Below are 21,739 nucleotides of genomic sequence, written 5' to 3' on the forward strand. Positions count from 1 at the left end.
TCATAGGGGCCAGTACGCCATGTCGATCATCGCGTCCCGTCTGTCGCGCATCAAGCCCTCGCCGACCATCGCCGTCACCCAGAAAGCCCGCGAGCTTGCGGCGGCCGGTCGCGACGTCATCGGCCTCGGCGCCGGCGAGCCGGACTTCGACACCCCCGACAACATCAAGGACGCCGCCATCAAGGCCATCCAGGCCGGCGACACCAAGTACACCGCCGTGGACGGCACGCCCGCGCTGAAGAAGGCCATCTGCGCCAAGTTCGAGCGCGAGAACGGCCTGAAGTACGCGCCCGACCAGATCACGGTCGGCGTCGGCGGCAAGCAGGTGCTGTACAACGCCCTGATGGCGACGCTGAACCCCGGCGACGAGGTCATCATCCCGGCCCCCTACTGGGTGTCCTACCCGGACATGGTGGAACTGGCCGAAGGCACGCCGGTCTTCGTCTCCTGCCCGGCCGAGCAGGGCTTCAAGCTGCAGCCCGCCGACCTGGAGAAGGCGATCACGCCGAAGACCAAGTGGCTGATCCTGAACTCCCCGTCCAACCCGTCGGGTGCGGCCTACACGCGCGACGAGATGAAGGCCCTGACCGACGTGCTGGTGAAGCACCCGCAGGTCTGGGTCATGACCGACGACATGTATGAGCACCTGCTCTACGACGGCATCGAGTTCGTGACCCCGGCCCAGGTCGAGCCGGCGCTGTACGACCGCACGCTGACCGTCAACGGCGTGTCGAAGTCCTACGCTATGACCGGCTGGCGCATCGGCTACGCCGGCGGCCCGAAGGCGCTGATCAAGGCGATGGGCGTGATCCAGAGCCAGTCGACCTCCAACCCGACCTCGATCGCCCAGGCCGCCGCCGTCGAGGCGCTGAACGGTCCGCAGGACTTCATCGCGGAGCGCGCCGCGGTGTTCGCCCAGCGCCGCGATCTGGTGGTGTCGATGCTGAACCAGGCCAAGGGCATCTCCTGCCCGAAGCCGGAAGGCGCCTTCTACGTCTACCCGTCCTGCGCCGGCACCATCGGCAAGACGACGCCGGACGGCAAGGTGATCGAGACCGACGAGGACTTCGTCACCTACCTGCTGGAGTCGGAAGGCGTTGCGGTCGTCCAGGGTTCGGCCTTCGGCCTCGCCCCGCACTTCCGCATCTCCTACGCGACCAGCACCGAGGCCCTGGAAGAGGCCTGCAAGCGCATCCAGCGCGCCTGCGGCAATCTGAAGGACTGATCTCCGGCGCTTGGTTGCGACCGGTGGAAAAGGAAGAGGGGGCCGGAAGGCCCCCTCTTTTCATTTGTGCGCTTTTGCTTTACGCGCGGCGGTCGGCGCCCGCGGCCTTCAGTGCCGGGGCGGCGTCCTTGGCCGAGACCAGCCGAAGGACCAGGGCTCCCGCCGTCGCGGACAGGATCGAGCCGGCGAAGACGCCCACCTTCACCGCGTCGCCCAGCTCCGGCGAAGTCGGGAAGGCCAGCGCGCCGATGAACAGGCTCATGGTGAAGCCGATGCCGCAGAGCAGGGCGACGCCGTAGAGTTGCGCGGTGGTGGCGCCGGCCGGCATGCCGGCGAAGCCCAGCCGGATGGTCAGCCAGGCGGTGCCGAACACGCCGACCATCTTGCCAAGGAACAGGCCGAGCGCGATGCCCAGCGGCAGCGAGCCGGTGAGGATCGAGGCGTCCATCCCGGCGAAGGACACGCCCGCGTTGGCGAAGCCGAAGACCGGGACGATCAGGAAAGCCACCCAGGGGTGGATGGCGTGCTCCAGCCGGAGCAGCGGCGCGTGCGGGTCCGCCGCCGCGCCGGAGGCGGGACGCAGCGGGATGGTCAGGGCCAGCGTCACGCCGGCCAGCGTCGCGTGCACGCCGGACAGCAGAACCGCGCCCCACAGGCCCGCGCCGAGGACCAGATAGGGCAGGAGGCTGCGCACGCCGAACCGGTTGAGGCCGATCAGCGCCGCCAGGAGCAGCGCCGCCACGCCGAGCGCGGGCAGGGACAGATCGGCGGTGTAGAACAGGGCGATGATGATGACCGCGCCCAGGTCGTCGATGATCGCCAGGGCGGTCAGGAAGATCTTCAGCGAGACCGGAACGCGCGGCCCGAGCAGCGACAGCACGCCGAGCGCGAAGGCGATGTCGGTCGCCGCCGGGATGGCCCAGCCGTTGACCGTGGCCGGGTTGCCGGCGTTGAAGGCCAGATAGACCAGCGCCGGCACCAGCATGCCGCCCGCCGCGGCGACGCCCGGCAGGATGCGGCACGACCAGTTGGAGAGCTGGCCGTCGAGCATCTCCCGCTTGATCTCCAGCCCGACCAGCAGGAAGAAGATCGCCATCAGCCCATCGTTGATCCAATGGCCGATGCTGAGCCCGAGAATGTAGGTGTGGAGCGTGTCGAAATAGGCGGCGGAGAGGGGGGAGTTCGCCACCACCAGAGCCAGCGCCGCGGCGACCATCAGCAGGATGCCGCCCGAGGCCTCGTTGCTCATGAAATTGCGGATGAAGGCTGCCGGGCGCCGGCCGGCGGGTTGCCTGTGAGCATCCATGGCGCGCTATTCCTTTCGTGTACGGTCAATTAAATCGGTCGGTTGACACGTGGGGATGCGGAGGGGCCACGGACAGGTTGAATCGACCGAATTGAACCGAAAACGACCCCCTCTCCCGCTCCCGGAATGGGGCGGGAGAGGGAATTCGAGGATTTATTGCGCGGCCAGCGTCTCCCGGCGGATCTCCACCGCCTTGTCGGCGGCCTTGCCGGTCAGCTCCTGCAGCCGTTCGAAGCTCCAGGTGAAGGTGCCGACGCCGAGCGACAGGGAGCGCAGCTCGACGATCAGGTCGTGCATCTCGGCCTGCGGCAGATAGGCCTTCACCTCATCCCAGCCCTGCCAGCCGGGGCGCGCGTCGTAACCGAGGATCTGCCCGCGCCGCCCGCTGACCAGCCGCTGCACCTTCGAGGTGAAGTCGCTGGGCACGGCGATGGAGACGGTCAGGATCGGCTCCAACAGCACCGGCTCGCAGGCCGGAAGCGCCTCGGTCATCGCCTGCCGGGCCACCGTCTTGAAGGCCATCTCGGAGCTGTCCACGGCGTGGAACTGCCCGCCGGTCAGCTTCACCGCGAAATCGACCACAGGGAAGCCCAGCGGCCCGCGCACCGCGTAGTCGCGCACGCCGGTCTCCACCGCCGGGATGAACTGGCGCGGCACGACGCCGCCGACGATGCCGTCCTCGAACTGGAAGCCGGTGCCGCGGGGCAGCGGCTTGACCTCGACATGGATGTCGGCGAACTGGCCGTGGCCGCCGGTCTGCCGCTTGAAGCGGGCGTGGTGGGCCGTGCCCTTGCGGATCGACTCGCGGTAGGGCACCTGCGGCGGCACGCCCTTGACCGTGACGTTGAACTTGTTGCGCAGCCGGTCCATGGCGATCTGCAGATGGATGTCGCCCTGGCCCCACAGCACCAGCTCGCCGGTGTCGGTGGACTGGTCCAGACGCAGGGACGGGTCCTCCTCGACCAGCTTCTGGATGGCCGCGGTCAGCTTCACCTCGTCGTTGCGGTTCTGGGCGTGCAGGGCGAGGCCGAAGACGGGCGGCGGCAGCTCCGGCCACAGCGCCGACCGGCCCGCGTTGCCCTTGTCGGTCAGCAGGTCGCCGGTCGCCGCCTTGTCGAGCCGGCCGAGCGCCACCACCTCGCCCGGGGCCGCCTGGGACAGCTTCTCCTGATTGTGGCCCATCATGCGGAAGACGCCGGACACCCGCTCCCCGCCCAGCGTCATGCCGTCGTTGACCGTGCCGCGCCAGACCCGCACGAGGCTGATCTTGCCGGCGTGGGAGCCGTTCAGCGTCTTGAAGACCTGCGCCGCCACCGTGGCATCCGCCGGGATCCCGGCGCGCTCCGCCGAGGTGGCGACGTCCGGCCCCTCGTGGCGCAGCGCCTTCAGCAGGCGGCGGATGCCGTTGTCGTTCTCCGCCGAGCCGAAGAAGACCGGGACGATCAGGTCGTCGGCCAGCTCGCTGGCCAGCCGGTCGTAGACCTCCTGCGTGTCGGGGGCGACGTCCTCCAGCAGCTTTTCCAGAAGCGCGTCGTCATAGTCGGCCACGGCCTCCAGCATCTCCTGCCGGGCCTCGTGCTCGCGGTCCTTCAGGCTGTCGGGGATCTGGACGAGGTTGGACGGCTTGTGCGGGTTGAAGTGCCAGGCGCGCTCGCTGACCAGATCGACGAAGCCGGTGATCTTCCCGCCCTCGCGGATCGGCACCTCGCGCAGCACCAGCTTGCGCGCCGACACCGCCTGATAGGCCTGCACCACGTCGCGCACCCGCAGGTCGCCCAAGCTGTCCACCTTGTTGATGAACAGCAGGTGGGGGATGCGGTTGTCGTCGAGGAACTTGAACAGGGGGGCGAGCAGCACGGCCTTTTCCGGCGCGGCCTCCGCCACGATCACGGCGACGTCCGCCACCATCAGGGCGCTTTGCGTCTCGCAGGCCAGCTCCACCGAACCGGGGCAGTCGAGCACGCTCCAGCGCTCGCCCAGGAACTCGAAGGAGGCGACGTTGACCTCGACGCTCATCTGCCGGGCCTTGGCCTCGGGGGAGCTGTCGCCGACCGCGTTGCCGTCGCGGACGCTGCCCTTGCGCGTGGTCGCCCCGGCGGCGGACAACAGGCTTTCCAGAAGCGATGTCTTGCCGCTGAGATAGGGGCCGACCAGCGCAGCGCAGCGGGCCGTCTGGATCTGTGTATGGGTCATGCACACCTCCCGTATGGCGTCTTCCCGTGTGGGCATCGGCCGGAACGCCGGGTGGCCTGGGTGGGCCGGGTGGGACGCTGTGGCCGGAAGCACCGGCGGCGCGCATGGCCCTGACAGGGTGCCGGACTGGTCCGGTGCTTTAAAAACAGTGCCTTTTCAAGGTTATGGTCCACCCGTGGCGGGGGACCTGTCGATGGAAAAAAGGGGCGGCATGACGTCACGCCGCCCCCTCCGGGGTGTCCTTCCTCAGGGCGGTCCGTCGGCGTAGGGCGCCAGGGCCGCCGCGACCACCCGGTGGACGGGCGTCGGCACCCCCAGCTCCGAGCCCAGCTGCACCACCGCCCCGGACAGCCAGGGCAGCTCCAGCCGCCCGCCCCGCGTCAGGTCGTTCAGCATGGAGGAGGTCATGGCGGGCGGCACGCCGTCGAGCAGCGCCTCGACGCGGGCGACGATGCCGGTGCCCAGATCGATGTCGCGGGCGCGGGCCAGCCGGGCGACCTCCGCGACCGCATCGAGGAACAGGGCGCGGCTTTCCGGAACGCGGCGGATCACCCCGGCGGGTTGGCGGGTCAGGGCGGTGACCCCGCTGAAGGGCGCCAGGAAGGCGAACTTCTCCCACTGCGCGCGCAGGATCGCCGCGGAGAGCACCGCCTCGAACCCGGCCGCCTCGGCCAGCGCGTGGAAGGCGGTCAGCCGGGGGGAGGGGCGCCCGTCCAGCTCCCCGTAGGTCAGGCGGGCCAGCGTCCCGGTGTGGCGGATCACGCCGGGGGCGGCGATGGTGGCGCCGATGTGGGCGACGCCGCCCGCCACATGCTCCCGCCCCAGGATCTGGCACAGCGTGTCCATGCCGGTGACGCCGTTCTGCACGGTGACCACCACGGTGCCCGGCTTCACCAGCGGGCGGCAGGCCTCCGCGGCGCGGTCGGTGTCCCACAGCTTGACGGCGAACAGCACGAGGTCCACCGGCCCGACCTCCGCCGGGTCGTCGGTCGCGCGGACGTCGGTCAGATGCAGGGGTGCGGCCTCGCTCTCGATGCGCAGGCCGTCGCGGCGGATGGCTTCCAGATGCCGGCCGCGGGCGATGAAATGCACCTCGGCTCCGTGGGTCGCCGCGAGGCGTGCGCCGAAATAGCCGCCGACCGCGCCCGCCCCCATGATTGCGATGCGCATGCGTTGCTCCTCCCAAATGCGGTCCGGGCCGGCGCGCACCGTTGGATGGAGCCGATCGATCGGCGGAGGCCGGGCGGGCCTTTGGTGCCGGACGCTGGGGACAGTGTGGCGCGCGCGGAACTTTGCGGCAATAGGCCGCAGGATTGCGGATTGCCGGAGGCCGACTTTCTTTCGACAGTGAGCGAACCGATCGGCGCCCCTTTCCGCATCACGTTCCCGCATTGGCCGGTCCGGGGGATTTGCCATGGGATGTGTCATCAGCGCCTTCGTCCGAGTGCCGCCGCTCCGCGTCTTATGGGTCCTGCTGACCGCCCTTCTGGTCACGACGGTCCACCCCGCGGCTGCCCACGCCCAGCCCGGCGATCCGGAGCGGGAGCAGGTCCGCGCCGTCGCGCTGAAGGCGGCGGAGCTGATCGCCGCCCGGGGGCTGGAGGCGGCGGCGGCGGCGTTCAACCGCGATGGCGAGTTCAAGCACGGCGCGCTCTACGTCACGGTCATCGACTTCGCCGGGGTGTGGAAGGTCTATCCGCCCCGGCCCGCCGGGGTCGGGGTCAGCGTGATCAACGTGAAGGACCCCGACGGACGCGACATCGTCCGCGACATCCTGTCGGTGGCGCGGGACTCGGGCGAAGGCTGGGTGGAGTACCGCTGGCTGAACCCCGCCAGCGACCGGATCGAGCCGAAGACCACCTTCGTGAAGCGGGTGCCGGGCCAGGATCTGGTCGCCTATGTCGGGCTGTACCATTGACGGCGCGCGGCCGCGTGTTCGGGGTGCCCGATCCCGATGCCCGATCCCGATGCTTGATACGGACGCTGTTGCGGCGCACATCTTGACCCGCACCGGGCGCGCCCAAGCTTGTCGGGGTGGCCTTCACGGCATGCCGGGGCATGCGGGTTGCGCAGGGCTGCTTTTTAGAAAGTTTCTAAAGTAGGGTCTTTACCCGGGGCGCAGCGGGGCGTAGCCTCGATTGCAGCCAAGAATGGAAGACAACCCCTCGGAGGATTGGGAAACCATGCAGATCGACATCGGGATCGCGGAAGCCGACCGCAAGGCCATTGCCGAAGGCCTGAACAACGTGCTCGCCGACACCTTCGCCCTGTACCTGAAGACGCACTCCTTCCACTGGAACGTCACGGGGCCGATGTTCAACACGCTCCACACCATGTTCATGACCCAGTACACGGAGCTGTGGACCGCCCTGGACGAGGTGGCGGAGCGCATCCGCGCCCTCGGCTATCCGGCGCCGGGCAGCTTCTCGCAGTTCACCAAGCTCGCCTCGATCAAGGAGGAGCAGGGCGTTCCGAACGCGCAGGAGATGCTGCGCCAGCTCGTCGAGGGGCACGAGGCCGTCGCCCGCACCGCCCGGAAGGTCTTCCCGACCGCCGAGGAGGCCAACGACCAGCCGACCGCCGACCTGCTGACCCAGCGCCTGCAGATCCACGAGAAGACCGCCTGGATGCTGCGCTCCATGCTGGAGTAGTCGGCGCTGAACAGCGGTTCGCGATTCGACTTTGTGATTCGGCGGGGCGCCGTCCTTCGGGGCGGCGCCCCGTCCTTTTTGGGCCGAACACAACAACAGGGGAAACAACCGGGCGGGACCGCGCGTTCTCCTTGGATGTCCGATGGACGCGGGAGAGGGCGCCATGGCCTCCTACAATTACGACCGAGCGCGGGGAGCGGACCGGGCGGCGACGGGCGGGCAGGATGTCCTGCTGCTGGCCGCGCGGCTGCTGATCGGGGCGATTTTCGTGCAGAGCGGCTTCGGCAAGCTGATGGACCTCGGCGCCTTCGCCGGGAGCCTGGAAGGGCAGGGGCTGCCCATGCCGATGCTGTTGGCCGCGCTGGGCGGTGCGGTGGAGTGCTTCGGCGGTCTGGCCGTGGTGCTGGGGGCCTGGACGCGGCTGGCCGCGGCGGCGGTGGTCCTCTTCACCATCATGGCGACGCTGATCGCCCACCGCTATTGGGCCTACCCGCCGGAGGCCCAGGGGATGCAGCGCATCCAGTTCATGAAGAACCTCGCCATCATCGGCGGCTTCCTCGCGCTGATCGCCGCCGGAGCCGGGCGGTTCAGCGTCGATGGAATGATGAAGCGGCGGTAGGAAGGGGCCGGTCGCCCGGCCCCCGCCAAAAATGGCTTACCAGTTGCCCGCCGGGCTCGGCTCGCCCTCGTGGTGGGCCAGCCAGCGCTCGGCCTCCAGGGCGGCCATGCAGCCCATGCCGGCGGCGGTGACGGCCTGCCGGTAGATCTTGTCCTTCACGTCGCCCGCGGCGAAAACGCCGGGCACGTTGGTGGCCGTCGAATCGGGGGCGGTGACGATGTAGCCCTCGGAGTCGGTCTCCACCTTGCCCTGGAAGACGGCGGTGGCCGGGACATGGCCGATGGCGACGAAGACGCCGGCCACCGGGATCACCCGCTCCTCGCCCGACTTCACGTTCTTCACGCGCACGCCGGTGACGCCGCGCGGGTTGCCCAGCGAGCCGTCGCCCTCGCCGACGATCTCCTCGACGACGCTGTCCCAGACGACCTCGATCTTGGGGTTGCGGAACAGCCGGTCCTGCATGATCCGCTCGGCGCGGAAGCTGTCGCGGCGGTGGATGACCGTCACCTTGGAGGCGTGGTTGGTGAGGTACAGCGCCTCCTCCACCGCGGAGTTGCCGCCGCCGATCACCGCGATCTCCTTGCCGCGGAAGAAGAAGCCGTCGCAGGTGGCGCAGGCCGACACGCCGAAGCCGCGGTAGATCTCCTCGCTGGAGATGCCCAGCCAGCGCGCCTGCGCGCCGGTCGCGATGATGACGCTGTCGGCGGTGTAGGTGTCGCCCGAGTCGCCCTTGCAGACGAAGGGGCGCTGGCTGAAGTCGACGTCGGTGATCAGGTCGAAGACCATCTTGGTCCCGACATGCTCCGCCTGCTTCTGCATCTGCTCCATCAGCCACGGCCCCTGGATGGGGTCGGCGAAGCCGGGATAATTCTCGACGTCGGTGGTGATCATGAGCTGGCCGCCCGGCTGCATCCCCTGCACCATCAGCGGCTGCAGGTTGGCGCGCGCCGCGTAGATGGCCGCGGTGTAGCCGGCAGGACCGGCGCCGATGATGAGAACCTTGGTGTGGTGGGTGCTGGGCATCGCTCTGTCCGTCACGATCTGATCTGATGCGGACCATAGGGCCGCGCCGAACATATGGTCCAGTTCCGACGCGCTGTCATCGGAAAGCCTGCCATGCCGGCCCATCATGGTGACGATGCCTCACCCCGACCACCTGGGGGACCACCCGGGGAATGCCCCTCAATAATGGACCGGCGCGGTGCCCTTGCGGTTCTTCAGCCAGGCGCCGACGCGGTGGCGCCACTGCTCGTGCCAGATGTAGACGCTGTTGCGGACCCAGTTCATCTGCACGGCGCGGCGCCGGCCCTCGAAGGAATGGTGCCCGTGCCAGGAGGTGTCGCAGCGGCGGAAGCACAGCAGCGTGCCCTCGTCCGGCGGCACCTCGGCGGCGTAATCCTCCAGGTTCGGGCTGCGCAGCACGCGCAGGCGCCCGCCCGACGCCTCCCAGGGCGGGTTCATGTAGATCAGGACGGTGACGATCTTGCTGGCCGAATCGGGATGGATCTTGCCGTCGGTCGCCCGGCACATGCCGCGGGCGGTGAACATGGTCGGGTAGCGCGACAGGTCCAGCCCGAACTTTTCCGAAAAGGCCTGGCAGACCGCTTCGCCGCGCAGCTCCTCGATCAGGGCGTCGAAGGCCGGCCCCTGCGGGAAGACGCCCAGGGGGATGGAGCCGGGCTTGTCCACCTTGGGATAGTCGCGGTGCAGCGCCTCCAGATGCTCCCGCTTCACGAAGCCGGGGACGCAGAGGAAGTCGAACGGCTCGTGCTGCAGCGGGGTGGCGCGGAAGCGGTCCAGATCCAGCATGGAGGTGGGCATGGACATGGGGCGGTCTCCAGACGGCAACAATTCAGGCCACGGGCGTGTCGGGGAAGGCCAGCTCGTGGCGGGCGCGCCATTCCGGGCCGACATAGTTCACGATGATCGACTTGCGCACGCCGCGGATCGGGCGCGGGGCGAAGCCGTGCCACGTGTTCGTCGCAGGAACGAAGAGCAATCCTCCGTTGAAGGCATAGGGCGCGCGGGTGACGACGGTGCGTGTGGCGTCCAGCACGTCGGTGCCCCAGTCGGCGCAGTCCGGCCCCTTGGAGAGATAGATCAGCATCGTGAATTTCTTCACGCCGATGTCGGTGTGCGGCTCCAGCCAGAAGCCGTCGGTGTCCTGGCAGTATTCGATGCGCAGCGAGGTGCCGGCCAGATCGACGCCGCAGGTCCGCCGGATCGCCTCCGTCACCGCCCGGCGCTGGAAGGCCGTGGCGACCGCGTCGCAGACGGGATGCTCGGCTCGGCTGCGGGCGCAGAAATAGCTGCGGGTGGCGTTGTTGGTGTCCCGCTTGCCCATGGTGTCGCCGATCGGCGGCGGTGCCCAGGGCAGGGCGGCGATGCCGTCCGCGGCCTCGTCGGTGAGCGCGCGCGACAGCAGCCAGTGGCGATAGGGGTCATCCTTGATCAGGGCGTCGTCCAGGCCGCGGATGAAGGCGTCCTGGACCGCGTCAGGCGAAACCATGCGAAAAAATCCAATGCGTCCCGTCGATAAAAGGGAATTACCACGGGGCCGCACACGCACTAAATGAAATAACGTTCATGAACCGTTTGACAGGATTCTCCTCTGAACAGCATAAGAAAACAACGAAACGTCGTGGCATCCTGGAGCGCTTGGCGACCCGGTTTTCAGGCGCCGTGCTTGGCGCGATGGGCCAGAAGACGGTGCCGCAACTCATCGGCGACTTGCCGGGTGTCGTCCAACGTTGGGTAGGTCCAGTGTTCCAAGGTCCCGGTGAAGGGCCGGGTGATGCCTTCCTTGTAGAGTTCTTCGTGGAAGCTGCGGAACTTGGGGGAGCCCCCCTCCAGCTCGATCACATAGACCGGCTTTCCGGTGGAGCAGGCTTCCGAGGTCATGGACACGCTGTCGCAGGTCACCACCACCGCGTCGGCCAGCCCGAGATAAGCGAAATAGGGATTCTCCCCCGTGCCGTCCCACACCTCCGCCGGCAGGCCGTTCAGGCGCGCGCGCAGGATCGCCTCGTTGTCGGCGCCGGTGCGGCGCGACGGCGTGACCATCAGCCCGGCCCCCTTGCTGCGGGCCAGTTCCGACAGCTTCTCCGCGACGTCGCCCATGATGGTCGGGGTCAGGGCGTAGACGCCGTTGGTGCCGCCGATCAGCACGGCGACGCGCGGGTGCGGCAGGTCGGCGAGCCGGGGGGCGTGGCGCTGAGCGGCCTCGGCCAGCAGCTTGGGAGTCACGCGGTGCAGGGCGCCGCGGGTGGCCATGACGTTGGGGCCGCGCAGCCGGTCGTGGCGGGGCACCACGACGAGGCCGAAATACCGCGGGTTGATCTGCGGGTCCTGGATGTAGACGGTGAAGGTCCGCCCGCGCGACTGCTTGCTGGCGGCCAGCAACGGCGCGATGGCCTGGCGACCCGAGCCGATCATCAGGTCTGGCCAGGGCGCGCGGATGGAATCGCCCTCCGGCCCGACGGCGAAGCGGTTGCCCAGCCGCAGGAAGGGGCTGAGCTGGCGCCACGGGCTGCGCAGCCGCACGCGCTTCACGACGGGGGTGAGGCCGAGCGCTTCGGCAAGGCCGATGCACTGGTTTTCCATGCCGGGCTTGCCGTCCGACACGACCCAGCAGGTAAGGGAACCGGAAATGGTGGAATGCATCGTCACACGAATGGTTTGGGGGTGCGGCTGGTTGTCGCGTCCGGGTGGGCGTCGGGGCTGGATGCATCGATAGAAAGTTTTTCCACCGGCGCCGATACGGGTTTCTTGCTTGGCGTGGATGGTTGCGCCGTGTAATATCCTTTCTTCAAATCACCCCCGGAGCGACCGAGCAAACCATGCGGCGGGTCAAACTCGACCGAATTGACCGGCGGATTTTGCGTGACCTGCAAAATGACGGCCGGATGACCAACGTAGAACTCGCGAGGCGTGCCGGCATCTCTGCCCCTCCGTGTTTGCGGCGTGTCCGCGCCTTGGAAGAGGCGGGCTTCATCCGCGGCTACCACGCCGACATCAATCCCGACGCGCTCGGGTTCGGTGTCACCGTGTTCGCCCAGGTCGGCCTGTCCAGCCAAGCTGAAGTGGACCTAAAGAAATTCGAGGAACTCGTCAACTCCTGGCCCATGGTGCGTGAGTGCAACATGCTGGCCGGCGAGTATGATTTCCTGCTGAAGATCGTGGCGGAGGATTGGGACGACTACCAGCGCTTCCTGACCACGAAGCTGACGGCGGCGCCCAACGTGTCGCATGTGAAGTCAGCCCTGTCGATCCGCACGTCGAAGCACACGCCGGGTGTGCCGATCGACGTCGACTCGCCGGACATTCCCGACTCGCTGGAGGATGACGACGAGGAGGACGAGGGCGAGTCCTCGACCCGAGTGGCGCGCCGCTGACGCGGCGCCGCACCGACGCGAAGCCTTTTCCAGGACAGCCGGCACCGCACCCCGCGCATGGGATGTGGTGCCGGCTGTTCGCGTTTCGGGAGCGCGGCCCTCGCGCAACTTTGTGACACCGAGCGTTTCCAAAAATGGATTCCTGCCCGTCTTCGCACGTGCGATGCTTCCACACGGCGAAGGTGCTAAACTTGCGCGCAACCGACTCCGCCGATTTTGCCCGTGACCGGGAGACGATGATGGCCTCACCCCGCCGCCGTGCCCTTCCGCCGCGCCTCCTCCTGCCGACGCTGGCGCTCGCCGCCGCCTTGGCCCTGCCGCCCCTGCTCGCCTCCCCGCCGGCCGTGGCGGCCACGCCGGGCGTTCATGCGGAGGAGATCGTCCGCTTCCCCTCGCTCGATGCCGACCTGACCAGCGGCGCCCCGACGGCCCTGACCGGTCGCTTCCTGCGTCCCAAGGCCGACGGCCCCTATCCCACCGTCGTCCTGCTGCACGGCTGCAGCGGCCTCTACGCCAACACCGGGCGGGTGTCGGCCCGGCACATCGACTGGGCGCTGACGCTGCGCGAGCAGGGCTACGCGGTGCTGATGGTGGACAGTTTCGGCCCGCGCGGCGTGGCGGAGGTCTGCACGGTCAAGGACCGCCCCGTCCGGGCGACGGAGGAGCGCAAGCGCGACGCCTGGGCGGCGCTGGCCTATCTGCGCGCGCGCAGCGACGTCGACAGCGACCGGATCGCCCTGATGGGCTGGTCGCAGGGGGCGGGCACGGTGCTGGCCGCCTATGGGCCGGGCGGGCAGGGGAACGGTTTCCGTGCCGCCATCGCCTTTTATCCCGGTTGCCGGACGCCGCTGGGCGACGCCGATTGGCAGCCGGAAGGGCCGTTGCTGCTGCTGCTGGGCGGCAAGGACGAATGGACCCCGGCCGAGCGCTGCCTGGAACTGGCGAGCCGCGAGCCGGTGAAGGAGCGCACCGAGGTGGTGGTCTATCCCGACGCCCATCACGGCTTCGACTCCCCCCATTCGCCGCTGCGCAAGCGCCGCAATCTGGCGACCGCCCCGGCCGGCGAGGCGATGGTCGGCACCGACGAGTCCGCCCGCAAGGATGCCATCGAACGGGTCACCGCCTTCCTGGCGGAGCGGCTGCGGGGGTAGAGCGGATCGCGTAAAATCGGAATCGGTTTGAAGCGTGGATCCGCTCGCTATCAAAGGGCTGGAGTTTCGTGTGTTTCTCAATCAAACGCACGAAACTCACGCGTGGCCGGCTTCATCAGGATCTGCACCTTATGCGCATCAGTCGTCGAAACCTTCTCCTGGCCGGTGCGACCTTTCCCCTTCTCACGTCCTGCGCAAGTGACATCATAGAGCTTCGCGAGCGCCCCGTTTCTGCGCTTGCGGAGGAGTTGGACGTCTGCTCGGCGACCTACGCCACGTTGCAATCCGGCATCCCTGCGGCCCCAGTGGCACTTTCAGGATGCGGCGAGAACACCACGCGGGCCGACACCATCTTTCAGGCGGCTTCGCTCACCAAACCCGTCGTAGCGTTTGCAGCGCTGCAACTGGTCCTCGACGGCCGGCTGGACCTCGATGCCCCGGCGTCTCACTACCTGCCCGCCGGGTACAAGCACTTTCACAGCGTGCTGGCCCGATCACCCGGCGACCCCCATGACGTCATGCCCGGAAATGCGCTCAGTCGAATTTCCGTGGCCCAGCTGCTCAATCACACCTCCGGGCTTCCGAACTGGTCCAGTGAAACGCTCTCTTTCGAGTCCGAGCCGGGTGAGCGTTGGGGGTACTCCGGCGAGGGCTTCGTCATTCTGCAGGCTGTGATCGAGGCCATCACGAACACGGAACTCTCAGCCTATCTCGATGAGAACGTGTTCGGGACGCTTGGCATGGCCAGCACCAGCCTGATCTGGCGCGACGCCTTCGCGGAGCGCGCGGTCGTCGGCACCACGGCCTTCGGCTTCAAGCGGCAAGTCCGGTTCAAAAGCGCTGTGGCCGCCGCATCGCTGTACACCACGGCGGCCGACTATGCGAGGTTCATGTCGGCGCTGCTGACCAATGATCGGCTCTTGTCACTGGTGCTCGCAAAGCCGGTGGAGGTAGACCGCGAGCTTGGACTCGCCTGGGGTCTCGGCTGGGGAATCGAACGCGCACCGGGCGGCCCTTACATCTGGCAATGGGGCAACAACCCTGGATTCCGTGCCTTTGCCATGGCCTCCGTCCTGTCCAAGGACGGATTCGTCATCCTGACGAACAGTGACCACGGCCTGCCACTCGCCGCCTCCGTCGCGCGATCGGTCCTTCCTGGGGAGCACAACGCATTCCGGTTCCCCTGGGTTGCCTAGATGTTCAGTCCCAGGGATGAAAAGAAACGCCCCGCACCGGCTGTCGGTGCGAGGCGTTTCATTTCGGCTCGCGGTCGGTGGCGGGGCGGTGTCTTGCGAACCGGCCCCTGAAGCTTGAACCCGCGCTTACTTGAAGGCGACGGTGACGATCTCGTAGACCTTGGAGCCGCCCGGCGTGGAGACTTCCACGCTGTCGCCGACCGACTTGTTGATCAGCGCGCGGGCCAGCGGCGCCTGGATCGACAGCATGCCGTTCTTGATGTCGCTCTCGTCCTGGCCGACGATCTGGTAGGTGATCTCTTCGTCGGTGTCCTCGTCCGCGAGCGTGACGGTGGCGCCGAACTTCACCGAACTGCCGGACAGCTTCGTCGGGTCGATGACCTCGGCGCGGCTGATCTTGTCCTCCAGCTCCGCGACGCGGCCCTCGATGAAGCTCTGGCGTTCACGCGCGGCGGTGTATTCGGCGTTCTCCGACAGGTCCCCGTGCTCACGCGCCTCGGCGATCGCCTTGATGACGTTGGGCCGTTCGACAGTCTTGAGGTGCTTCAACTCCTCTTGCAGGCGGTTGTATCCCGCCGCAGTCATTGGAACTTTTTCCATCGTTCAATCCATCACCATGCCGACGCAGCGCCCTGGGAAAGCTACGGCGCGGCGGAGGAGGTCCGCCGCGCCGTAAACCGTCCTAATAGGAACCGCTAAGGTACGACTGCAACGGCGCGACTTCAAGGCTGCCGTTCCGGAGTGCGGCAATCGCTTCCACCGCCGCGCGTGCACCGGCCATGGTGGTGTAATAAGGCAGGTTGTAGGTCAGCGCCGTGCGCCGCAGGCTGAAGCTGTCGGACAGGGCCTGCGCGCCGTCCGTGGTGTTGATGACCAGATGCACCTCGCCGTTGATCATCGCGTCGACGATGTGCGGCTGGCCTTCCACCACCTTGTTGATCGACTCCGCCGGGACGCCGGCTTGGCGCAGGGCCGCCGCGGTGCCGGTGGTCGCCAGGACGCGGAAGCCCATGGCGTGCAGCTTCTGCCCAATCTGCACGGCCGACGGCTTGTCGCGCTCCTTCACCGAGATGAAGACGGTGCCCTGCACCGGCAAGGTGACGCCGGCGCCGAGCTGCGACTTGGCGAAGGCCAGCGCGAAGTTGTGGTCGAGGCCCATCACCTCGCCCGTCGACTTCATCTCCGGGCCGAGCACGATGTCGACGCCGGGGAAGCGGGCGAAGGGGAACACGGCCTCCTTCACGGCGGTGTGCGGCGGGGTCGGGCCGTTCAGCGTGAAGTCGGCCAGCTTCTCGCCTGCCATGACGCGGGCGGCGACCTTGGCGATGGCGGTGCCGGTGGCCTTGGCGACGAAGGGCACCGTGCGGCTGGCGCGCGGGTTGACCTCCAGGATGTAGACCGTACCGTCCTTGACCGCGAACTGGACGTTCATCAGGCCGACGACGTGCAGGGCGCGGGCCAGCGCCTCGCCCTGGCGGCCGATCTCGGCAATGGTTTCGGCGGGCAGCGAGTAGGGCGGCAGGGCGCAGGCCGAGTCGCCGGAATGGATGCCGGCCTCCTCGATGTGCTCCATGATGCCGGCGATGTAGACCTGGCCGGTGGCGTCGGCCACCACGTCCACGTCCACCTCGATGGCGTCCTGCAGGTAGCTGTCGATCAGCACCGGGTTCTTGCCCGACACCTTCACGGCGTTGCCCATGTAGCGCTTGAGGCCGGCCATGTCGTGGACGATCTCCATGGCGCGGCCGCCCAGCACGTAGGAGGGGCGGATGACCACGGGGAAGCCGATCCGCGCGGCGACCGTCTCCGCCTCCTCCAGCGACCGGGCGAGGCCGTTGGCCGGCTGGAGCAGGTCGAGCTGATGCAGCAGCTTCTGGAAGCGCTCACGGTCCTCGGCGAGGTCGATGGCGTCCGGCGAGGTGCCGAGGATCGGGATGCCGGCCTTCTCCAGCGCGTCGGCCAGCTTCAGCGGGGTCTGGCCGCCGAACTGCACGATGCAGCCGAGCACCGTGCCGTTGCGCTGCTCGACGCGGACCAGCTCGATCACGTCCTCGGCGGTCAGCGGCTCGAAATACAGGCGGTCGGCGGTGTCGTAGTCGGTGGAGACCGTCTCCGGGTTGCAGTTGACCATGATGGTCTCGATGCCGGCTTCGCGCAGCGCGTAGACGGCGTGGACGCAGCAATAGTCGAACTCGATGCCCTGGCCGATGCGGTTCGGCCCGCCGCCCAGGATGACCACCTTCTTCTTCTCGGTCGGGTCCGATTCGCACTCGGCGGCACCCGTGCCGTCCGTCTCGTAGGTCGAGTACATGTAGGGCGTGCGCGAGGCGAACTCGGCGGCACAGGTGTCGATGCGCTTGAAGACCGGCGTGACCCCGGCGGCGCGGCGGGCCTCGGCGGCCTCACCCTCGGACTTGCCGGCCAGCTCGGCCAGACGGGCGTCGGAGAAGCCCATCTGCTTCAGCGACTGCCAGCCGGCTTTGTCGGTCGGCAGGCCGCCGCTGCGGATGGCCTGTTCGCGGTCGACGATGGCCTTGATCTGCTCCAGGAACCACGGGTCGTACTTGGAGACCTGCTGGACCTCGGCGACGGTGAAGCCGTGGCGGAAGGCCTGGGCGATGACCAGCAGGCGGTCCGGCGTCGGGCGGGCCAGCGCGCCGCGGATGGCGGCGGCGTCCGGCGTGTCGCTGTCGCCGATGCGCACCTCGTTGAAGCCGGTCAGGCCGGTCTCCATGGAGCGCAGCGCCTTCTGCACCGACTCCTGGAAGGTGCGGCCGATCGACATGGCCTCGCCCACCGACTTCATCGAGGTGGTCAGCAGCGGTTCGGTGCCGGCGAACTTCTCGAAGGTGAAGCGCGGCATCTTGGTGACGACGTAGTCGATCGTCGGCTCGAAGCTGGCCGGGGTGGTGCCGGTGATGTCGTTGGTCAGCTCGTCCAGCGTGTAGCCGATGGCCAGCTTCGCGGCGATCTTGGCGATCGGGAAGCCGGTGGCCTTGGAGGCCAGCGCGGAGGAGCGCGACACGCGCGGGTTCATCTCGATGACGATCAGGCGGCCGTTCGCCGGGTTCACCGCGAACTGGACGTTGGAGCCGCCGGTCTCCACCCCGATCTCGCGCAGCACCGCGATCGAGGCGTTGCGCATGATCTGGTATTCCTTGTCCGTCAGCGTCAGCGACGGGGCGACGGTGATCGAATCGCCGGTGTGGACGCCCATCGGGTCGATGTTCTCGATGGCGCAGACGATGATGCAGTTGTCCGCCTTGTCGCGGACGACCTCCATCTCGTACTCCTTCCAGCCCAGCACCGATTCCTCGATCAGCACCTCGCCGACCGGGCTGGCGCGCAGGCCGCCGCGCACGATGTCCTCGAACTCGGCGCGGTTGTAGGCGATGCCTCCGCCGGTGCCGGCCAGCGTGAAGCTGGGGCGGATGATCGCCGGCAGGCCGACGAACTCCAGCGCCTCGGTCGCCTCCTGCATGTTGCGCACGAGGCGCGAGCGCGGCGATTCCAGGCCCAGCTTGTCCATGGCGTCGCGGAACAGGATGCGGTCCTCGGCCTTGGCGATGACGTCGCGCTTGGCGCCGATCATCTCCACGCCCAGCCGCTCCAGCGTGCCGTCGTCGGACAGGGCCATGGCGGTGTTCAGCGCGGTCTGGCCGCCCATGGTCGGCAGCAGGGCGTCGGGGCGCTCCTTCTCCAGGATCTTCGCCACCACGGCCGGGGTGATCGGCTCGATGTAGGTGGCGTCGGCCAGACCCGGATCGGTCATGATGGTGGCCGGGTTGGAGTTGACCAGGATGACGCGGAAGCCTTCCTCGCGCAGCGCCTTGCACGCCTGGACGCCGGAGTAATCGAACTCGCAAGCCTGGCCGATGACGATCGGCCCCGCGCCGATGATGCAGATGGATTTGATATCAGTGCGCTTGGGCATGGGTCCGCTTCTCGACGTTCGTGCAGCAAAAGCCCCCTCGCGCCATTGGCCCCTTTCGGAGCGCGGGTGTGAGAGGGCACGGATCAATATGTCGTTGCGAGGCCCCTTTATAGGGAACAAGGCGGCGCGGGGGAAGGGGTGGGATGATGCGCGGGCCACATGTCTGAAACATCGCCAGCGGGCGGCGAGGCAAGGCTTGAACCCGCGCCGAAAGGGCGTCATCAATCGGGGTGCGCTGGAAACCCGGCGTTTCCGATCTTCACCAGCGGGAGAAGCCCGCACACCCGTCCTGACCGCCGCCCATGACGGCCTTGGAGTTCGCACCCGACGATGACCCACGCTTTCGCCAAGGACAGCCGCGCCTGCGCCGCCTGCGTTTCGTGGGGGGGCGACCGCGCCCTGTCGGACGACAACACGCTCGTCCATGTCGACCGCTACAGCGCGGAGGGGGAGTGCCGGACGGCGACCAGCCAGGATTACCGGAAGGTCACGCGCTCCTACCACACCTGCCCGACCTGGGCGCCGCTGCCAATGCTGAAGAAACACGGCGGCCGGCCGGAGCGCCAGCCGGTCTTCGCCAGCCGCCCGGCGCCCGCCCTTGCCGCCGTCAAGCCGGTGCCCGAGGCCGTAGCGGCCGCGCCGGTGCGCGTGGTGGTTGCCGCCGCCCCAGCCGTTCCGCCGCCGCCCCCCGCACCGCCGGTCTGCCGGTCGGAGCCGCTCGACCTCGACCAGATCCCGCAGATCGCCAGCCTGCTCTACGTCCACTGGCGACGCGTCCTCCGCGGGCGTCCGATGCCGGAAGCGCGTGACATCGACACCGCGCAGATCCGCGAATGCGTGCCGCGCCTGTGCCTGATGGAGCCGCTGCGCGGCGGCGAGGATTTCCTCTACCGCGCCTGCGGGCGGGCGGTGCAGCGCCGGATCGGGCAGCGCGCGGTGCCGCGCCCGGTCAGCGACTGCCACCCCGCCGAGGCGGCGGCGCGCTTCAACGCCGATCTGCGCGCCTGCCTGGAGACGGGGGAACCGCGTGGCCTTCTGGTGCGCGACGACCCGATGCTGCCGGGCGCGCGCTTCGTCGAACTGCTGCTGCCGCTGTCCGACGAGGACGGCCGCCCGGCCCGCGTGCTGGCCTTCCGGCACGTGCCGGGGGGCTGACGGAGGCCGCGGTGCCCTGGAGCGCGCAGCCCCCGCCAGAACCCCCGCCGGAGTCTCCGGTGCCAGCGCCCGGCGGTGCCAGGCCGGCCGGCGGCGCCGACATGGTGGGGGTCTGGCCGTCCACCGTCTGGATCGTCGTCGGCACGCTCTTCTATCTGGAACACCCGCAGAGCTTCGCCGGCTGGAAGGGTGCGCTCTATTATGTGGTTGGCACCGCCGTCGTGGCGCTGGTGATCGGCCTCGTCAGCCTGAACCTGCGCCGCGCCGTCGCCGGCATGCTGGCCGAGGTGTTTCCCCGCCGCGACCGCTTCACCGACCTCGTGAGCCTGATGCTGCGGCTGATGCTGGCCACGGCGGAGGGCATGCTGGTGGCCCTGTTCGCCCGCTGGACGCTGGGCGGGCTGGGAGGGTGATCCTTCGCCAACCAATCGGCGCTACACTGGACGTCCCGGGACCGGTCGTCCCGGGGGATCACATGTGACATCCCCTCTCCCGTCCCGGGAGAGGGAAGGGGCCCAGGCAAAGCGTGGGAAGGGTGAGGGTGATGCCAAGAAGCAGCGCCTTGATCCTCGTGCGACCCTCACCCGCCCGCTGCGCGGGCACCCTCTCCCGGGACGGGAGAGGGGGTTGAACGCCAAATACGATAGCCGTGGGAGGGGCCATGCAGAACCTGTCCGCCTACTGGTCGCCGGCTGAACTGGCCGTCAACGGCGTCATCCTGCTGCATCTGGTCGGGGCGCTGGGGCTCGGCATCCTGATGGGGTACGAGCGCTCCTTCCACGGGCGGGCGGCGGGGATGCGCACCTACGCGCTGGTCTGCCTCGCCTCGACGGCACTGACCGTCGTCAACGCCTATCCCGGCCTGTGGTACGGCGGTATCGGGAGCGGAACCGGCGGGGGCGGCGACCCGACGCGGGTCATCCAGGGCATCGTGACCGGCATCGGCTTCCTCGGCGCCGGGGTCATCATGCGGGAGGGCTTCTCCATCCGCGGCCTGTCCACCGCGGCGTCGATCTGGACGGCGGCGGCGATCGGGGTGACCGTCGGGCTGGGCTTCTACGCCGCGGCCATCGGCTTGGCCTTTTTGGTCATTCTGGTGATGAGCGCCTTCCGCCGGCTGGAGGCGGTCCTGCCCCACCACACGGTGGTCCAGGTGATGCTGGTCTTCGAGCGCGATCAGGCGCCCCCCGCGGAGGTGCTTCGTGTCAAGGCGCTGGAGCACGGCTACGAGATCGTGTCCTGGGCCTTCCACCTGCGCAACGGCAGCGGCCACCTGGAGTACCAGCTCACGCTCCAGGCCAACGGCACGCCGGACCCGATGGAGCTGATCGACAAGCTGGCCCGCACCAGCCGGGTGGTGGAGTTCCGCCTGTCGCCGTCGCGCATGTGAGGACGGTGTAAGGAGCCCGGCGCGCCTACTTGTCCAACAGGAAATAGGCGAAGTCGATGCTGGGCGCGGCCAGACCGAACTGCGTCAGCAGCGTGTGCGCCTGCCCGCGGTGGTGGGTCTGGTGGTTGAAGACATGGGCCAGCACCGCGGAAAAGGGCATGGTGAAGGCCTGCCTGGCCAGCGAGCGGTAGTGGAGGTCCGCGGCGAAGCGCGCCTCCTCCTGCTCCGCCACGACGCGGATGAGGCGCTCGTCCTCCGCCTCGCGGGCGGCGCGCAGATCGTCGAAGCCGTCATAGAGGATCTCGTCGAGGGCGAAGGGCGTCGGCCCGTCGCCCTCGATGCGGCGCAGCCACACCCGGTCGGCCACCAGGATGTGGTTCAGCGTTCCCCGCACCGAGCGGAAGAAGGCGCTGCGGTCCTCGCGGTATTGGGCGTCCGACAGCTCGGCCGCCACCGCGTAGAGGCGGCGGTTGGCCCAGCGGTTGTAGCGCGCGAACCGTTCGAAATGCGCCTTCATCGCCCTCT

At 68.5% G+C, this 21,739-nt stretch carries 20 protein-coding genes; 10 read left to right on the top strand and 10 right to left on the bottom strand.

What is annotated here, in order from left to right; genetic code table 11:
* Positions 1-19: 19 nt before the first annotated feature.
* Complete coding sequence (locus Sp245p_RS04240) at positions 20-1,225, top strand: pyridoxal phosphate-dependent aminotransferase (protein WP_109138373.1); 1,206 nt, start codon at positions 20-22, stop codon at positions 1,223-1,225.
* Positions 1,226-1,304: 79 nt separating this feature from the next.
* Here Sp245p_RS04240 and nhaA read toward each other — a convergent pair whose 3' ends face one another.
* The 3 genes from nhaA to Sp245p_RS04255 all read right to left on the bottom strand — a co-directional run bounded on the left by nhaA (position 1,305) and on the right by Sp245p_RS04255 (position 5,894).
* Positions 1,305-2,531 (bottom strand): Na+/H+ antiporter NhaA, encoded by a 1,227-nt coding sequence (gene nhaA / locus Sp245p_RS04245; protein ID WP_014241375.1) that lies wholly within the window; start codon positions 2,529-2,531, stop codon positions 1,305-1,307.
* Between the two features lie 153 nt (positions 2,532-2,684).
* Complete coding sequence (locus Sp245p_RS04250) at positions 2,685-4,724, bottom strand: elongation factor G (protein ID WP_014241374.1); 2,040 nt, start codon at positions 4,722-4,724, stop codon at positions 2,685-2,687.
* A gap of 246 nt (positions 4,725-4,970) precedes the next feature.
* Entirely contained in the window at positions 4,971-5,894 is a 924-nt protein-coding gene (locus Sp245p_RS04255; RefSeq protein WP_014241373.1) for a ketopantoate reductase family protein, read from the bottom strand.
* 244 nt (positions 5,895-6,138) lie between these two features.
* On the opposite strand from Sp245p_RS04255, the gene Sp245p_RS04260 reads away from it, so the two are divergent.
* The 3 genes from Sp245p_RS04260 (at position 6,139) to Sp245p_RS04270 (ending at position 7,994) form a co-directional block, all read left to right on the top strand.
* The gene (locus Sp245p_RS04260) at positions 6,139-6,642 is read left to right on the top strand and encodes a cache domain-containing protein (RefSeq protein WP_014241372.1); all 504 of its coding nucleotides are present in this window, start codon (positions 6,139-6,141) and stop codon (positions 6,640-6,642) included.
* A gap of 232 nt (positions 6,643-6,874) precedes the next feature.
* Positions 6,875-7,375, top strand: coding sequence for a Dps family protein (locus tag Sp245p_RS04265; protein ID WP_014241371.1), 501 nt, complete (start codon positions 6,875-6,877; stop codon positions 7,373-7,375).
* A 163-nt stretch (positions 7,376-7,538) separates the two neighbouring features.
* A complete protein-coding gene (locus Sp245p_RS04270; RefSeq protein ID WP_014241370.1) occupies positions 7,539-7,994 on the top strand; it encodes a DoxX family protein in 456 nt (151 codons plus the stop codon).
* A 36-nt stretch (positions 7,995-8,030) separates the two neighbouring features.
* Here Sp245p_RS04270 and trxB read toward each other — a convergent pair whose 3' ends face one another.
* The 4 genes from trxB to Sp245p_RS04290 all read right to left on the bottom strand — a co-directional run bounded on the left by trxB (position 8,031) and on the right by Sp245p_RS04290 (position 11,657).
* Positions 8,031-9,017 (bottom strand): thioredoxin-disulfide reductase, encoded by a 987-nt coding sequence (trxB, locus tag Sp245p_RS04275; RefSeq protein WP_035675595.1) that lies wholly within the window; start codon positions 9,015-9,017, stop codon positions 8,031-8,033.
* 159 nt (positions 9,018-9,176) lie between these two features.
* On the bottom strand, positions 9,177-9,821 hold the full coding sequence (locus tag Sp245p_RS04280) for a 2OG-Fe(II) oxygenase (protein ID WP_014241368.1): 645 nt from the start codon (positions 9,819-9,821) through the stop codon (positions 9,177-9,179).
* Between the two features lie 25 nt (positions 9,822-9,846).
* Complete coding sequence (locus tag Sp245p_RS04285) at positions 9,847-10,503, bottom strand: 2OG-Fe(II) oxygenase (protein ID WP_014241367.1); 657 nt, start codon at positions 10,501-10,503, stop codon at positions 9,847-9,849.
* 164 nt (positions 10,504-10,667) lie between these two features.
* Positions 10,668-11,657: a mitochondrial fission ELM1 family protein gene (locus Sp245p_RS04290; RefSeq protein ID WP_014241366.1), complete on the bottom strand. Its 990-nt coding sequence runs from the start codon at positions 11,655-11,657 to the stop codon at positions 10,668-10,670.
* A 176-nt stretch (positions 11,658-11,833) separates the two neighbouring features.
* On the opposite strand from Sp245p_RS04290, the gene Sp245p_RS04295 reads away from it, so the two are divergent.
* From Sp245p_RS04295 to Sp245p_RS04305, 3 genes are all read left to right on the top strand, one after another.
* On the top strand, positions 11,834-12,388 hold the full coding sequence (locus Sp245p_RS04295) for an Lrp/AsnC family transcriptional regulator (RefSeq protein ID WP_038529390.1): 555 nt from the start codon (positions 11,834-11,836) through the stop codon (positions 12,386-12,388).
* 236 nt (positions 12,389-12,624) lie between these two features.
* The gene (locus Sp245p_RS04300) at positions 12,625-13,539 is read left to right on the top strand and encodes a dienelactone hydrolase family protein (protein ID WP_246119768.1); all 915 of its coding nucleotides are present in this window, start codon (positions 12,625-12,627) and stop codon (positions 13,537-13,539) included.
* A gap of 131 nt (positions 13,540-13,670) precedes the next feature.
* Positions 13,671-14,735 (top strand): serine hydrolase domain-containing protein, encoded by a 1,065-nt coding sequence (locus Sp245p_RS04305; RefSeq protein ID WP_014241363.1) that lies wholly within the window; start codon positions 13,671-13,673, stop codon positions 14,733-14,735.
* Positions 14,736-14,861: 126 nt separating this feature from the next.
* Here Sp245p_RS04305 and greA read toward each other — a convergent pair whose 3' ends face one another.
* Positions 14,862-15,335 carry a transcription elongation factor GreA gene (gene greA / locus Sp245p_RS04310; RefSeq protein ID WP_079285121.1) on the bottom strand — a complete coding sequence of 158 codons (474 nt, stop codon included), beginning with the start codon at positions 15,333-15,335 and terminating at the stop codon, positions 14,862-14,864.
* A gap of 82 nt (positions 15,336-15,417) precedes the next feature.
* Positions 15,418-18,669: a carbamoyl-phosphate synthase large subunit gene (carB, locus tag Sp245p_RS04315; protein WP_014241361.1), complete on the bottom strand. Its 3,252-nt coding sequence runs from the start codon at positions 18,667-18,669 to the stop codon at positions 15,418-15,420.
* A gap of 330 nt (positions 18,670-18,999) precedes the next feature.
* Between carB and Sp245p_RS04320 the strand changes: the two genes are divergently transcribed.
* From Sp245p_RS04320 to Sp245p_RS04335, 3 genes are all read left to right on the top strand, one after another.
* Positions 19,000-19,824 (top strand): PAS domain-containing protein, encoded by an 825-nt coding sequence (locus tag Sp245p_RS04320; RefSeq protein WP_014241358.1) that lies wholly within the window; start codon positions 19,000-19,002, stop codon positions 19,822-19,824.
* Positions 19,825-19,883: 59 nt separating this feature from the next.
* Positions 19,884-20,237 (top strand): hypothetical protein, encoded by a 354-nt coding sequence (locus Sp245p_RS04325; RefSeq protein ID WP_041811217.1) that lies wholly within the window; start codon positions 19,884-19,886, stop codon positions 20,235-20,237.
* 248 nt (positions 20,238-20,485) lie between these two features.
* A complete protein-coding gene (locus tag Sp245p_RS04335; RefSeq protein WP_014241355.1) occupies positions 20,486-21,214 on the top strand; it encodes an MgtC/SapB family protein in 729 nt (242 codons plus the stop codon).
* A 25-nt stretch (positions 21,215-21,239) separates the two neighbouring features.
* On the opposite strand, the gene Sp245p_RS04340 is transcribed toward Sp245p_RS04335, so the two are convergent.
* Complete coding sequence (locus Sp245p_RS04340) at positions 21,240-21,731, bottom strand: DinB family protein (RefSeq protein WP_014241354.1); 492 nt, start codon at positions 21,729-21,731, stop codon at positions 21,240-21,242.
* Positions 21,732-21,739: the final 8 nt, after the last annotated feature.

Origin of the sequence: Azospirillum baldaniorum, assembly GCF_003119195.2 — a bacterium.
In the GTDB taxonomy this organism is placed as follows: Bacteria; Pseudomonadota; Alphaproteobacteria; order Azospirillales; family Azospirillaceae; genus Azospirillum; species Azospirillum baldaniorum.

Coding starts and splice junctions, on each gene's coding strand:
- Sp245p_RS04240 (WP_109138373.1), top strand. CDS start 20: ATGTCGATCATCGCGTCCCGTCTGTCGCGCATCAAGCCCTCGCCGACC.
- Sp245p_RS04280 (WP_014241368.1), bottom strand. CDS start 9,821: ATGTCCATGCCCACCTCCATGCTGGATCTGGACCGCTTCCGCGCCACC.
- Sp245p_RS04340 (WP_014241354.1), bottom strand. CDS start 21,731: ATGAAGGCGCATTTCGAACGGTTCGCGCGCTACAACCGCTGGGCCAAC.
- greA (WP_079285121.1), bottom strand. CDS start 15,335: ATGGAAAAAGTTCCAATGACTGCGGCGGGATACAACCGCCTGCAAGAG.
- Sp245p_RS04255 (WP_014241373.1), bottom strand. CDS start 5,894: ATGCGCATCGCAATCATGGGGGCGGGCGCGGTCGGCGGCTATTTCGGC.
- Sp245p_RS04285 (WP_014241367.1), bottom strand. CDS start 10,503: ATGGTTTCGCCTGACGCGGTCCAGGACGCCTTCATCCGCGGCCTGGAC.
- Sp245p_RS04305 (WP_014241363.1), top strand. CDS start 13,671: ATGCGCATCAGTCGTCGAAACCTTCTCCTGGCCGGTGCGACCTTTCCC.
- Sp245p_RS04295 (WP_038529390.1), top strand. CDS start 11,834: ATGCGGCGGGTCAAACTCGACCGAATTGACCGGCGGATTTTGCGTGAC.
- carB (WP_014241361.1), bottom strand. CDS start 18,669: ATGCCCAAGCGCACTGATATCAAATCCATCTGCATCATCGGCGCGGGG.
- Sp245p_RS04260 (WP_014241372.1), top strand. CDS start 6,139: ATGGGATGTGTCATCAGCGCCTTCGTCCGAGTGCCGCCGCTCCGCGTC.
- Sp245p_RS04335 (WP_014241355.1), top strand. CDS start 20,486: ATGCAGAACCTGTCCGCCTACTGGTCGCCGGCTGAACTGGCCGTCAAC.
- nhaA (WP_014241375.1), bottom strand. CDS start 2,531: ATGGATGCTCACAGGCAACCCGCCGGCCGGCGCCCGGCAGCCTTCATC.
- Sp245p_RS04265 (WP_014241371.1), top strand. CDS start 6,875: ATGGAAGACAACCCCTCGGAGGATTGGGAAACCATGCAGATCGACATC.
- Sp245p_RS04290 (WP_014241366.1), bottom strand. CDS start 11,657: ATGCATTCCACCATTTCCGGTTCCCTTACCTGCTGGGTCGTGTCGGAC.
- trxB (WP_035675595.1), bottom strand. CDS start 9,017: ATGCCCAGCACCCACCACACCAAGGTTCTCATCATCGGCGCCGGTCCT.
- Sp245p_RS04270 (WP_014241370.1), top strand. CDS start 7,539: ATGGCCTCCTACAATTACGACCGAGCGCGGGGAGCGGACCGGGCGGCG.
- Sp245p_RS04250 (WP_014241374.1), bottom strand. CDS start 4,724: ATGACCCATACACAGATCCAGACGGCCCGCTGCGCTGCGCTGGTCGGC.
- Sp245p_RS04320 (WP_014241358.1), top strand. CDS start 19,000: ATGACCCACGCTTTCGCCAAGGACAGCCGCGCCTGCGCCGCCTGCGTT.
- Sp245p_RS04300 (WP_246119768.1), top strand. CDS start 12,625: ATGATGGCCTCACCCCGCCGCCGTGCCCTTCCGCCGCGCCTCCTCCTG.